This is a genomic window from Komagataeibacter sp. NFXK3 (assembly GCF_054182245.1).
In genome coordinates this window covers 226,092-239,257 of sequence record NZ_JAPIVJ010000005.1, presented here as the reverse complement: position 1 = coordinate 239,257, position 13,166 = coordinate 226,092, and the positions used below count along the sequence as shown (strand labels likewise).

Here is a 13,166-nt window from a genome sequence, read left to right as displayed (position 1 = left end):
CGGGAACGGCGGACGCTGCTGGCCTGCCCGGCACACGATGTGCTACGCTCAGGGCTGCAACGCCTTACCTGCGAGGATCGGAAAAAATGTCCATGCGGAACGCATTTTACGCCATCGCCTGCCTTTCCCTCGCCGGGCCAGCCATGGGAGCGCCCCCCATTGACCAGCCCCTTCACGACGCGGTGGCAGCCACCACCCGCGACCCCGCTCTGGTCAGCCGCGATAGCGCCCGCCACCCTTACGAACTGCTTTCCTTTTACGGCGTCACGCCACAGGCCACGGTTGTCGAGATCTGGCCCGGCAGTGGCTACTGGACCGAAATTCTCGCCCCGCTGCTGCGAAACCATGGCACCTACTATGCCGCCATGGGTGTTGCTGATGGCACGAAAGTCGAACGTGAATACGCGCACTGGCCCGCTGGCATGCAGGCAAGGATCGACGCGCATCCGGCACTTTATGACCAGATCCGTTACACGCAGTTCGGGCACGGTCACCCTGACCTCGCACCGGCGGGCAGCGCTGATGTTATCCTGACCTTCCGCAATGTTCATAACTGGATGAAGGATAACGATGCACCCGAGTTGCTCGCGGCGGTGCACAAGGCGCTCAGGCCCGGCGGCATCTTTGGCGTGGAAGACCATCGCGCCCGCCCGACCGGCCCGCAGGATCCCGCTGCCAGAAGTGGTTACGTGCGGCAGGATTACGCGATCGCGCTTATTGAACGGGCGGGGTTCAAACTTGTTGGCACGTCAGAAGTCGCCGCCAACCCCAGGGATACGACCGACTGGCCCAGAGGCGTGTGGACACTGCCCCCCACTTACGCGCTCGGCACTGTCGATCATGCCAGATACCAGGCGATTGGCGAGGGCGACAATTTTGAGTTGAAGTTCCAGAAGGTCGATTAGCAACAGGTCGGCTTCATGCATGAGTTCCGGCTGCGCCAATTTATGCATACAGGCAGAGAACGCCGTTTCGATCGCGCTTATCTGCCACAAAGCCTGCCTACATGGCTGTCAAATGCCGGTTGATGGATCAGGGGGGCATGCATGCCTGCATGCGGCGGCATGATCGGGGCTGGCTTCAAACCGTCCTTTCCAGCGGATGAACGTGCGCTCGCCGTCCGTTACTAGGCCTCAGCATGATGGTGGAGCAGTAATTCCAGATCGGCAGGGTTTCGGTCATGGGCGAGGGGATCAGGGCGCCCTACGCCACGGCCCGCTCCACGCAGGCCGCAATATCCTTGCGGCAGCGCGCCCGCCCGGCCACCAGCAGGGCCTGCACGGGCTGGTTCTGTGGCGAGCAGTTGCCCGCACCGAGCACGATCAGGCAGCCGGTGAGGGGCGCGGGTTGCCTGCAGGCCGTTCAAGCCCACACCTGGTGAATACCATCATCATCCCGCCTGCATGTGGCGCGATAACAGGTTCCATCTCCAGGGCGCCGCCACGACTGGGACAGACGTTATTGTGAAGGCCATTCATCAATCGGCAGGTTGACCATATCATGCGTCCGGTAGCCTTTCTTGCGCACGCGCTGGCTGTCCGCACTATCGGACGGAAACAGTTTACGGGCATCTTCATAGGCGAACATCGCAGCCTTGGCGGCTTTTCTTCGCTCAGCCTCGCTTCTGCTGGTATCCATGGCTTTCGCCATCCAGGCATCGCCCTTGCGTTCGCATTCATTGGCAGGGATCATCATGCAGCCTTTTTCTGATCAGGTCTCCTGCACATCAAATACCTCAAATCTTGCGATCAAATCCAGTTGCCCGGCTGAAATCGTCATTTTCCCTGCTCGCGCCATTACGAACCGAATCCTGTGCCGCAGGGGCCGAACTGAGCGCGCATGTAACCTGGCCCGCGCGCCCGGACGAAGCATTGCCCTGCACCATGACACAAAGATGTGTGAAGCCGTGATGCCCCGGCACTGCCAACGTAGGAGCCCTGATGCACAGGAGAATGCCACAATGCAGGCCAATACGCTTTTTTCACTCACGGGCAGGCGCGCACTGGTTACCGGGGCCTCCCGTGGCATTGGCCTGACCCTGGCGCGGGGGCTGGGCCAGTACGGGGCTGAAATCGTGCTGAACGGCCGCAACCCTGAAGCACTCGAGGCAGCCCGCGCCACGCTCGAACACGAAGGGCTTGATGCCGTGACGGCTGCCTTTGACGTAACGGACCAGGATGCTGTCATCGCAGGCGTGGAAAGAATTGAGCATGAACATGGCCCGATCGACATTCTGATCAACAATGCAGGCATCCAGCGCCGCGCGCCACTGGAGCAGTTCAGCCGGGCGGACTGGGATGCGCTGATCGCGACCAACCTCAACGCCGTTTTCTTTGTGGGGCAGGCCGTGGCACGCCACATGCTGCCGCGTGGGCGCGGCAAGATCGTCAATATCTGTTCGGTGCAGAGTGAACTGGCCCGCCCCGGCATCGCGCCCTATACCGCGACCAAGGGGGCGGTGAGGAACCTGACCAGAGGCATGGCAACGGACTGGGCCCGGCATGGCCTGCAGATCAACGGATTGGCGCCCGGCTATTTCAAAACGGAAATGAACGAAAAACTGGTGGAAGATACAGCCTTCACCCAATGGCTGTGCCAGCGCACGCCGGCCGGGCGCTGGGGTAATGTGGAGGAACTTGTCGGCGCTGCGGTCTTTCTGTCCTCTGACGCATCAAGTTTTGTCAACGGGCATGTGCTTATGGTGGATGGCGGTATAACCGCCTCCGTGTAGGTAACACTGGGGCGGTAACATTGGCGTCACGAACGGCGCTTTATAACGCGGTGCGATAGGGGGCAATGCCACGGCCTTCATTGTCGGTATCCACACGATGGCCAACCATGGGCAATGCACGGTGGTGGCAGTTTTCACGCGTGCAGGCACGGCAGCCCGGGCCGATGGGAATGATCATGCGCGGATCATTCAGGTCCAGCCCGGCGGAATAGACAAGGTGCCCGGCATCCGCGATGGAACAGCCCAGAACCACGGCCGCCAGGCGGGGTCGGTCAAGGTAGGATATGTTGTCACGGCCTACCGTGCGCGCCACGTTGAGATAGAGCGCGCCATCCGTCGTGCGTGAAAGCTGGACCTGCACCTGCTGCGGGGTGGTGAACGCACGGAAAACATTCCATAGCGGGCATGGCCCCCCGAAACGGGACTGGGTAAAGCGGTTTGCACTGAAGCTTTTGAGGATATTGCCCGCGATATCTGTCTTGAGGAAATAAAAGGGTATCCCTTCGCTTCCGGGCCGCTGCAGGGTGCTGAGCCGTTGGCAGGCCTGCTCGAAACTGACGCCGAAATGGCGCTGCAGCCGTTCCAGGTCATGACGCACCTCATGTGCGCTTGCCCTGAAGCGTTCATAGGGCAGCAGGAGTGCGCCAGCAAAATAATTGGTCAGATAGACGCGTGCCAGCCCCCGGGCCTCGCTTTCACGCAGCCGCGAACGACGGATGATACGGGCGAATATCGCCTGATGCTCGATCTGCCCCAGCGCCTGGGCCATCCAGAACGTGCTGCTTTCCGATGGCGCGATGCGCGAGAGGAAAAGAGTGCGGTTGCGCCGGTCCATGTGCCACATCAGGCCGCGCTGGCTCAGGCCAAGGTCAATCTCGGTGCGGATGCCATGGTGGTCCATGAGGTAGCGCCCGAGCTGCTCGCGGGGGCTGCCCTCATCAAGGCGCATGAGCGCGGCCTGGCGTTCAGCCGTGCGGTCAATTTCATCAAAATAATTACGCTGGGCCTGCACCCAGTCATTGACGGCTTCATATGGCTCCACCCGGTCGGGCGCATCCGGCGTGGTCGTGTCCGGGTGCGGCGCATGCCCGACCAGCGGCACGGCCGCCTGTTCGTGGCGCAGCAGATAGGCGCGGTAGAGCCGGACGAACTGCATGCACAGATCGGGCGCCACGCGCATCGCGGCCTGCATGCTGTCCAGCTTCACTGCACCCATGTCGAATACGGGGTCGGCCAGTATTTCGCGCAATGCCTGTATGCCGCGTGCCTCTTCAGTATCGCTGAAATAATCTACCCCGACGGAAAATATATCGCATAACGCATTGAGCAGGGGCAGGGGGAGCGGCCTGACGTCATGCTCGATCTGGTTGAGGTAACTGGCGGATATGCCCAGTTGCAGGGCCAGCGCGCTCTGGGTCATGCCCATGCGGGTGCGTTGGTGACGGATACGCGATCCGGTGAAGATTTTGGTGGCGGGTTTTTTCATCTTCACAATCTTTGCAAATATCGGCGCGGCGTTCGCTTCTTTAAACGGCAAAATATCTTCCGCCCGCAACCGGGATTTGTCACAGTCCCCATCAGCAGAAACGCACAAGGGCAACACGGATGAACTGCCATGACCGGGCGAAGCCTCCATTGTGGCACAGCCTGCAACATGAACCGTGATGTTCTGCCCCGGTTATCCGCCGTGGCATGAGGCAGACGTGCGCAGGTCGGGTGTAGCGCAGGGGCAGGCATGTCATGCGCCCCGGCATGTAAACCACGCCTAGCCTCTCCTTTAATTGACCGCTGCATCCTGCATTACAGCGTGCAGGCAGCCTGACAACAGGAAACAGGTTCATGACCATCAGGACCGATGAGAATGTTTTCGTCCTGCCCGCTTTCCATGCGCGGCGGCCCTTCGTACAACTGGCCGGAGGCGCGTTTCCGGCCCGTATTGCCCCATGGCCGGATTATGGCCATCGGGTAATGAATGTCTCCGCGCTATGCGTGGACCGGCATCTGGGCGATCATGCCGAAAAGCCCGCGATACTGTGCGGCAGGGCACCCGATGGGCATATCGCGTGGCGCGACCTGCATGAACGGGTCTGCCGCCTGGCCAATGCCCTGACCGATCAGGGCGTGCAGCGTGGCGATGTGGTCGCGGTCGACATGCCCCTTATGGTGGAAAGTATCGTGGCCGTGCTGGCCTGCATCCGCATTGGGGCGGTACATGTGCTCATGCCTGAAGGGCTGGATGCACCCGCCCTGGCCGAACGGCTGGCCGATTGTGGCGCCGTGGCCATTGTGGCAGGCGATGGCACAGGTCATGCGCAGCCCAAGGCCATGCTGGACAGGGCCTTGGCCATGATCGGGCTGCATTGCGCGGTCAGGCTGGTGCTGGTTGTGGCTGCCGAGGGCGCGCAACTCCCCATGAAGCCGGGCCGTGACCATTTCTACAATGACGTGGTGGACTGGTACGAGCCTGATTACCCGCCCGCAGTCATGCACCCCGATGCACCCTTCTTTCTGCTGCATGCCGCGGATGGGGCAGGCAGGTTCCGCAGCGTAACCTACACGGCAGGAGAATACAGCCGCCTGCTTATCCGCACGACGGAAATGCTGGTGCCACAGGGCAATGCGGAAATTCCCTACAGCCTGCTCGACATGGCCTGGAAAGCGGGACAGACGGCGCTTGTCGTAAACGCGCTGGCAAAAGGCGCGACCATTACGAACAGTGAGGGAGCCCTGGCACCCAAGGGCCGTTGAGGCGACGGGCTGAAGCCTGTTTCCGGCAAGGCCGCCCCGCAAGGATGATGCCTGAAGGGCGGATGGCCGGATGACAGGCAGCCCGGGCACACTCCGCGTTAGCCTGACGGCAGGCGAACCGCGCCGCGCGGCATGGACATGCCCGCCGGGAAGTGCGCCGGAATGTTATGATCTCGCGCTCTACCGCCTTGCAGGGCCGCACCGTCTGCCGTCAGGATGCGAGATCGATTGCGGTGCTTGTCGTCACATGCCCGAGCCGGGGGAAAATGCAGTCATATGCGAAACGCTGCATCTCTTCGGAAAAGGTGGAGGTGATGTCTTCGGCAAGGACGACGGCATAGCCATGTTCATGCGCCGCGCGGGCGGTGGATTCCACGCCAAGGTTAGTGGAAATGCCGCCAATGACCACGGTGGCAATGCCGCGCCGCCGCAACTGAAGGTCGAGATCCGTCCCGTAAAAAGCGCCCCACTGCCGCTTGGTGACATGCAGGTCGCCCGGCTGGGCCAGCCCTTCGGCCAGATCGGTCCAGTCAGGCGCAAAGCCGCCGGGAGGCGGCGCGAATGGCTGGTCGACAGGGGTATGCGGGGCATCGGCAAAATCGGGGGCGAACGCGACATTGACCACAATGACCGGCGCACCGGCGGCACGGAAGCGTGCGGCAAGGGTTTTTGAGCGCTCGACAACCCTCTCACCCGTGTAAGGCGCCAGTTGACGGGAAACGATGCCCTTCTGGAGGTCGATCAGGATCAGTGCGGTCCGGGACGCGGAAAACGATGGCATGGCGGTCTTCTCCTGTTATCAGGCTCCTGTATTCCGGGTCGTTGCCTGGAAGGGCAGGAGTTGATAGAAATTGAGCATATACTCAAACAGGGATACTATTTGAGGATGGACTCAATTACGTCAAGCAAAAAGCGCGCCCCCCTTCAGCCCCGGCGGGCGGTTGGGCGGCAACGTGTGGCCGAACTGCTGGCCGCCGCGTCCGACCTCATCGCGGAACGCGGCTATGATGCAACGACAATGGCGGAAATAGCCGCGCGGGCAGGGGCGAAAATTGGTTCGCTTTACCGCTTCTTTCCCAACAAGGAGGCGATTGCCGAGACGTTGCTGCAACAGCACATGGCAATCCTGCAGGAAGAATATGAAGCGATAGGGCGCCGCGCAGCGGGCCTTTCCCCCAGTGAGCTGGCGGATGGCTTTATTGACCTGATGGCAGGGCTCTATCCCCGCGTGCACTCGCTCCCCGCATTGATGGCCGCCCGCACGGACAGTGCGGCACTCCGTGCAAAGTCACGTGCTCAGGCACTGCCTGGCATAGTAATGGCGCTGCGGGCCTGTGCCCCCGGACTGGACCAGAAAACGGCTGATGACATTGCTGCCGTTGTGCTGAACAATATGAAAGTCATGGTCGGCATGATCCATGGGGATGCACCGACAGCGCCAGGGGCGCCGGATGAACTGCGCTGCATGAACCGGTTATATTTATCTTCCCGGCTTGAACCTTTCCGAAGGGCCGTATGACTGATCCCTGACACTCCCCTGATGGGTTGCGATAATCATGCAGCCCGCATTGAGCGGGGATGCCACGATGCGTGAGACATCACGCGGGGTAGGGGGTCTTTCCCCGTCCATATCTGACCTGGGCTGACCCTTTCAGTGCACCTGTCATCTGTCAGGATCTCCAATGCCCCTGCCGATGACCTTCTGCGCGATCGAGAAGCGTTACGTTCTGGCACCAAATTTCTGGATTTTCTGGCCGGAACAAAACCGCAGGATTATATTTTGTGCTGTCATACGGGCGCTCCCATTCAGTTCCGTATACTCAGGAATGCAGGCATGACAGGTCTAGGGAAAAAATCTGCCTCGCCCGCATTATATTCAGAATAAATAACCAGAGCGACCGATGAGACAATCCTGCCTGAAAACAGGAGATCCCCGCCAAATATCTTATGGTCGGTTACCAATATTTCCGATCGTCTATATTTGTCCATAACCATACATATCCTATCAATGGTGCGGTTATAAATGCTGTTTATGATCTTATGTATAATCTCTCTTGGACGTCATACACCTGATTGATCTACTACCTTTTCCACGACACCGGGGCATACAGCGGCTTTTCAGGCCGGTTCATTGCTTACGGGGCCACTATGGCGAGAATTTATTTGTATTTCCTTCTCTCGTCATAAGTTTTGGAAAGTATCGATGCAGTACGCACATGATCCAGCACTCCTTCTGGCGCGCTTTCAGTTCGCCTTTACCGTAGGCGTCCATATCATCTTTCCGGCCTTTTCAATCGGGCTGGCGGCTTATCTGGCGGTTCTGGAAGGGCTGTGGCTCAGGACCGGACGGCCCGTATTCCTTGATCTTTACCGATACTGGATCAAGGTCTTCTCCATTGTCTTTGGCATGGGCGTCGTGTCGGGACTGGTCATGTCGTATGAATTCGGCACCAACTGGTCGGTCTTTTCCAAAAAAGCCGGGCCGATTACCGGCGTGCTCCTGTCCTATGAAGTTATGACCGCCTTTTTCCTCGAGGCAGGCTTCCTCGGCGTCATGCTGTTCGGCATGAACAAGGTGGGGCGCAAACTGCATTTTGCGGCCACGTGCTGCGTATCGGTCGGCACCCTGATTTCCATGACATGGATCCTGTCCTCCAATTCATGGATGCAGACCCCGCGTGGTTACACCATCGACCCGGCCACAGGGCGCTTCATGCCGGCTGACTGGCTGGCCATTATCTTCAACCCGTCCTTTCCCTTCCGCCTGGTGCATATGGGGCTGGCGGCGTTCCTGTCGGTTGCCTTCATCGTGGGAGCCACGGGGGCATGGCATATGCTCAAGGCCCGCAAGGCAGGCAAGATTTCCAGCGAGCCGGTGCGGGTCATGTTCTCCATGGCCATGTGGATGGCGGCGATCGTGGCCCCCTTGCAAATCCTTGCTGGCGACGCGCATGGCCTGAACACGCTCAAATACCAGCCGGTCAAGATTGCGGCGATGGAAGGGGACTGGATCTCGGAAGATCATGCGCCCGAACTGCTGTTCGGCATTCCCAACATGAAGACCGAGCATACGGATTATGCCATCAGACTGCCGCTGGCCGGATCGCTGATCCTGACGCACAGCCTGAACGGCAAGGTGCCGGGTATGAAGGACTTTCCGCGTGACCAGCGGCCGCCTTCACCGGTCATCTTCTTCTCCTTCCGCATCATGGTCGCGCTGGGCATGCTGATGATGCTGGTCGGATTGTGGTCCCTTTGGTTGCGGCGCAACAGCACGCTGTTCACCAACCCGCTCTTCCATCGTGTTGCGCTGTGCATGGCGCCTGCGGGCTTCCTGGCCCTGCTGTGCGGCTGGATCACGACGGAAGTCGGCCGCCAGCCCTGGACCGTCTATGGCCTGCTGCGCACGTCTGACAGCGTATCCCCCGTTGCCCTGTCCTCCATGGCATTTTCGATGACGGCGTTCGTGGTGGTCTACGTGCTCGTGTTTGGCTCAGGGATGGGCATTCTGGTGCGCATGCTGGGCCGCGCCCCGCAGGAAGGCGAGCATGATACTCCGCCATCCCACGCATCCGGGATTCTGGCCACCAGCATGCATCCGGGCGTGATTGATCCCTCTACTGGCAAAGGAGCCTGAGGCATGATGGACTTCGCATACTGGCTCCCCATCATATGGGCCGTCATTCTGGTCGCCGCCATTTCGATCTATGTCGTGCTTGATGGCTTTGACCTTGGCATCGGCATGCTGTTCGCACTCGAACGCCACCCAGACCGCCGGGATGTGATGGTCAACACCATCGCCCCCGTGTGGGATGGCAACGAGACATGGATGGTGCTGGGTGGGGCCGTGCTGTACGGCGTCTTTCCCGGTGCCTACGCTACCCTGCTGCCCGCCTTCTACCTGCCGATCGTGCTGATGCTGCTGGCCCTGATCTTCCGCGGCGTGGCGTTTGAGTTCCGCATCATGACGCGTGACACGGGACGGGAAGGGATGTGGAATGCCGGCTTCATGGCAGGCTCCGCCATCGCCGCTTTCTGTCAGGGCGCGATCCTCGGCGGCGTGGTGCAGGGCATCAAAGTTGTTGATGGCGCCTTTGCCGGTGGCCCGCTCGACTGGCTGACGCCGTTCAGCATCCTGTGTGGCCTGTCCGTCATGTGTGGTTACGCCCTGCTGGGTGCAACGTGGCTGATCTGGCGCACCACCGGCGTGCTGGAGGAATCCTGCCGCCGCTGGGCCGCCCGGCTGGCCGTGGGCCTGTTCATCGGTATTGTGGCAGTCAGCCTGTGGACACCGCTGCTACACGCCCCGTACCTGCGCCGCTGGGCTGACTGGCCCAACATCGCATTCGTTGCCCCCGTGCCGGTTCTGGTGGTCGTGCTGGGAGGGCTGTTTATCATGGGGCTGCGCAGGGGTCACTCGAAGGGGCCGTTCCTGTGCGCGCTGGGCTGGTTTTTCCTGTGCCTGTCCGGCCTGGGCATTACGGTATGGCCCTATGCCGTGCCGCCGGGCCTGACGCTGTGGGATGTATCATCCCCGCCATCGAGCCAGTTCTTCCAGCTGATCGGCACCGCCATCCTGCTGCCGATCATCCTGACCTACACGATCTATTCCTACCACGTCTTTCGCGGAAAGGTGACGGAAACCGATGGGTATCACTGAGATTGTCCGGGGCAATGGCGACGAGGCACCCCCACGCACCGGCGTGCGGATCGCATGGTTCATTGCGATCTGGTCGCTGAGCACCGGTGCATTTTTCGGGGTGGCGTCGCTGCTGCACCTGATCGTTCCCCGGTAAAGCGGGCGGCATGGCCGCCCGACATTTCCTTCCCTCCAATACGGGATCTGGTCCAATGCTTTTTGATTTTGAACGTGACTTCGCTGGTTCTTTGCGGTGCATTCCCATGATCGCGCGGCAGAAGCTTGATATTGTCGGCATCAAACTGAGCCTGCGCCAGTGGAGCCGGTTTACGCGCGAGGAACGGGGCCAGCTTGCCGACCTGCCATGCGAGACCGCGCCCGAACAGGCCGCCTACCGCGAACTGGTCGCCCATCTGATCGCAACCCGCAGTGACGAGCCGCTGCGCCCGCTTGCCGTGCGCGGACTGGAAGACTGGCGCGAAGAAGGCCGGATGCCCGAGGCAGTCAGGATACAGGCACAGGCTGATGGCATAGCGCCACCCACGGCGCGGCAATGGGCCAGCCTGCTGCCACTCCAGCGGTTTGCGCTGGTGAAGCTGGCCCGCTCGAAGCATGAGAATGAAAACTTCGTGCCAGCGATGCGGGAGTTCGGCCTGCTGCAACAGCATGCCGGGGTGCTGCATGATGCGGGTGCCCACACACGCCTGCCCAACTGAATGAAGCCGAGAGGGCCGAGATCATGAGCAACGACAAAACGCCGGAATACAAACCCTATCACCATCCGGCAGGCGGGTGGGGTGCGGCCGGGGCCACCGCAAAAGTGCTGATGGAACAGAGCGTGCTGGTCAAGGGCTCACGCGGGCTGCTGGCCATGAACCAGCCGGGTGGCTTCAAGTGCCCCAGCTGCGCATTTCCTGACCCTGACCATCGCAAGACACTGGAGTTCTGTGAAAACGGGGCCAAGGCGCTGGCGCATGAAGTCACGAAGGGACGTGTGACGCGCGAGTTCTTTGAAAAATACACCGTCACCGAACTGATGCAGCAGAGCGATTACTGGCTGGAAATGCAGGGCCGCCTGACCGAGCCGATGCGCTACAATGCCCAGAGTGATCGCTACGTGCCCGTGTCATGGGATGATGCCTTCGCCCTGATCGGCCAGCACCTGCGTGCTCTCGACAGTCCGCATCAGGCCGAGTTCTATACATCCGGCCGCACGGCGAACGAGACCGCTTTCCTGTATTCGATATTCGTGCGTGAATTCGGCACCAACAATTTCCCCGACTGCTCGAACATGTGCCACGAGCCGACCAGCCGTGGCCTGCCGCCTGCCATCGGCATTGGCAAGGGCACGATCGTCATGGGCGATTTCGAGCATGCCGAAGCGATATTCGTGGTGGGGCAGAATACCGGCACCAATTCGCCGCGTATGATGACCAACCTGGTCGAAGCCCGCAAGCGCGGCGTGCCGATCGTGCTGATCAACCCGATGCCCGAGCGCGCGCTGATCCGCTTTACGGAGCCGCAGGATGTGCTGCAGATGGGCACATTCGGCTCGACCCCCATTTCCAGCGAATTCGTGCATGTGCGCATTGGTGGCGACCTCGCCATCTTCAAGGGCATGATGAAGGCGCTGTTTGAGGCGGAAGCACGCGGCGAGAAAGTGCTGGACCTTGACTTCATCCATGAACACACCGCCGGGCTGGATGCCCTGCGGGATGATGTCATGGGCTGTAGCTGGGACGAGATTACCCGCATCTCGGGCATAACCGAGGCACAGATCCGCAAGATCGCTGATATCTACATGAAATCCAATGCCACGATCATCTGCTACGGCATGGGGCTGACGCAACATCAGGAAGGATCGCGCCTGATCCAGCAGGTGGCGAACCTGCTGCTGCTGCGCGGCAATTTCGGCAAGCCGGGTGCCGGTATCGCGCCAATCCGTGGCCACTCCAACGTGCAGGGCGACCGCACGGTGGGCATTGATGAAAAACCGACCCAGGCCTATCTGGACCGCGTGCGCGATGTGTTCGGCTTTGAACCGCCGCGCGAACATGGGCACCACGTGCTCGAAGCGGTCGAGGCCATGGAAGCGGGTACCGCCAAGGTATTCTTTGGCATGGGGGGCAATTTCATCCGCGCCGTGCCCGATACGGACCGCTCCTATGCCGCCATGCGCAACCTCAACCTGACGGTGGGCGTGGCGACAAAGCTGAACCGGGGGCATCTGGTGCATGGCAAGGATGCGCTGCTCCTGCCGGTTGTGGCCCGCTCGGAAATCATCCGCACGCAGGCAGGCGAGCAGTTCGTGACCATTGAGGATGCGATGGCGAATGTCACGGCTTCACGCGGGGTGTTCGAACCCGTGAGCGAGCACGTGCTGCCGGAGACCGAGATCGTGTGCCGCATGGCCATGGCGACACTGCCCAACTCCCGCACGCCGTGGGCGGATTACATGGTCGACTACACCCTGATCCGGGACAGGATTGCCGACGTCTATCCTGAAATCTATGCGGATTTTTCAGAAAAGATCAAAAATCCGCACGGCTTCCATCTCGACATCCCGCCCCGTCGCCGCGTGTGGAAGACGCCCAATGGCAAGGCGAATTTCCTCGTGCTGCCGGGGCTGGAAGTCGATGTGCCGGTCAAGGATCCGGCCATGCTGCGTCTGGCCACCATCCGTTCGCATGACCAGTATAATACGACCATCTACAGCAACAGCGACCGTTACCGTGGCGTGTACAACACCCGCCTTGTCGTGTTCATGAACAGGGACGACATGGCCGAACGCGGTCTAGCGAATGGTGATGTGATCGGGCTGGAAACCTACAGTGATGACGGGATCAGGCGCTATGTCGATGGCCTGAACGTGCTTGACTATCCTATGCCGCGCGGCGCCATAGCCGGATACTACCCGGAGCTGAACCCGCTGCTGCCACTGGACTATTTTGACGAGATCAGTGGAACGCCTGCGGCCAAATCCATCCCGGTCAGGGTTGTGGAAAGTGTTGCATCCGCGCCGCCCATCCGGATCGCGGGCTGACTGGG

The 13,166-nt window shown here is 60.7% G+C and carries 12 protein-coding genes and 1 pseudogene; 9 read left to right on the top strand and 4 right to left on the bottom strand.

The window, feature by feature from the left end; translation table 11 throughout:
• The first annotated feature begins 92 nt into the window (after positions 1 to 92).
• On the top strand, positions 93 to 905 hold the full coding sequence (locus OQZ28_RS07960; protein WP_458135738.1) for a class I SAM-dependent methyltransferase: 813 nt from the start codon (positions 93 to 95) through the stop codon (positions 903 to 905).
• 301 nt (positions 906 to 1,206) lie between these two features.
• Here the strand turns inward: OQZ28_RS07960 and OQZ28_RS07955 are convergent.
• Together OQZ28_RS07955 and OQZ28_RS07950 are read right to left on the bottom strand one after the other, a co-directional pair.
• Positions 1,207 to 1,335 (bottom strand): annotated as a pseudogene (locus tag OQZ28_RS07955) (TetR/AcrR family transcriptional regulator); the annotation flags it as partial.
• A 123-nt stretch (positions 1,336 to 1,458) separates the two neighbouring features.
• A complete protein-coding gene (locus tag OQZ28_RS07950) occupies positions 1,459 to 1,695 on the bottom strand; it encodes a hypothetical protein (protein WP_130731885.1) in 237 nt (78 codons plus the stop codon).
• Positions 1,696 to 1,960: 265 nt separating this feature from the next.
• Here OQZ28_RS07950 and OQZ28_RS07945 point away from each other — a divergent pair, with 265 nt between their 5' ends.
• Positions 1,961 to 2,731, top strand: a complete 771-nt coding sequence (locus OQZ28_RS07945; protein ID WP_458135737.1) for an SDR family oxidoreductase — start codon at positions 1,961 to 1,963, stop codon at positions 2,729 to 2,731.
• A gap of 40 nt (positions 2,732 to 2,771) precedes the next feature.
• On the opposite strand, the gene OQZ28_RS07940 is transcribed toward OQZ28_RS07945, so the two are convergent.
• Positions 2,772 to 4,217 carry a short-chain fatty acyl-CoA regulator family protein gene (locus tag OQZ28_RS07940; RefSeq protein ID WP_458135736.1) on the bottom strand — a complete coding sequence of 482 codons (1,446 nt, stop codon included), beginning with the start codon at positions 4,215 to 4,217 and terminating at the stop codon, positions 2,772 to 2,774.
• Between the two features lie 353 nt (positions 4,218 to 4,570).
• On the opposite strand from OQZ28_RS07940, the gene OQZ28_RS07935 reads away from it, so the two are divergent.
• Positions 4,571 to 5,479 (top strand): AMP-binding protein, encoded by a 909-nt coding sequence (locus OQZ28_RS07935; protein ID WP_458135735.1) that lies wholly within the window; start codon positions 4,571 to 4,573, stop codon positions 5,477 to 5,479.
• Between the two features lie 211 nt (positions 5,480 to 5,690).
• Here the strand turns inward: OQZ28_RS07935 and OQZ28_RS07930 are convergent, their stop codons facing one another.
• Positions 5,691 to 6,260 carry a hydrolase gene (locus OQZ28_RS07930; RefSeq protein ID WP_130731889.1) on the bottom strand — a complete coding sequence of 190 codons (570 nt, stop codon included), beginning with the start codon at positions 6,258 to 6,260 and terminating at the stop codon, positions 5,691 to 5,693.
• Positions 6,261 to 6,365: 105 nt separating this feature from the next.
• Here OQZ28_RS07930 and OQZ28_RS07925 point away from each other — a divergent pair, with 105 nt between their 5' ends.
• The 6 genes from OQZ28_RS07925 to OQZ28_RS07900 all read left to right on the top strand — a co-directional run bounded on the left by OQZ28_RS07925 (position 6,366) and on the right by OQZ28_RS07900 (position 13,161).
• Positions 6,366 to 6,998 carry a TetR/AcrR family transcriptional regulator gene (locus OQZ28_RS07925; RefSeq protein ID WP_458135762.1) on the top strand — a complete coding sequence of 211 codons (633 nt, stop codon included), beginning with the start codon at positions 6,366 to 6,368 and terminating at the stop codon, positions 6,996 to 6,998.
• A 684-nt stretch (positions 6,999 to 7,682) separates the two neighbouring features.
• The gene (locus tag OQZ28_RS07920) at positions 7,683 to 9,116 is read left to right on the top strand and encodes a cytochrome ubiquinol oxidase subunit I (protein ID WP_458135734.1); all 1,434 of its coding nucleotides are present in this window, start codon (positions 7,683 to 7,685) and stop codon (positions 9,114 to 9,116) included.
• Positions 9,117 to 9,119: 3 nt separating this feature from the next.
• A complete protein-coding gene (gene cydB / locus OQZ28_RS07915; RefSeq protein ID WP_458135733.1) occupies positions 9,120 to 10,139 on the top strand; it encodes a cytochrome d ubiquinol oxidase subunit II in 1,020 nt (339 codons plus the stop codon).
• Positions 10,126 to 10,275: a DUF2474 domain-containing protein gene (locus OQZ28_RS07910; RefSeq protein ID WP_130731892.1), complete on the top strand. Its 150-nt coding sequence runs from the start codon at positions 10,126 to 10,128 to the stop codon at positions 10,273 to 10,275. Before cydB ends, OQZ28_RS07910 begins: the two co-directional genes overlap by 14 nt.
• 55 nt (positions 10,276 to 10,330) lie before the next feature.
• Entirely contained in the window at positions 10,331 to 10,834 is a 504-nt protein-coding gene (locus tag OQZ28_RS07905; protein WP_129552069.1) for a nitrate reductase associated protein, read from the top strand.
• A gap of 23 nt (positions 10,835 to 10,857) precedes the next feature.
• Positions 10,858 to 13,161, top strand: coding sequence for an FdhF/YdeP family oxidoreductase (locus OQZ28_RS07900; RefSeq protein ID WP_458135732.1), 2,304 nt, complete (start codon positions 10,858 to 10,860; stop codon positions 13,159 to 13,161).
• Positions 13,162 to 13,166: the final 5 nt, after the last annotated feature.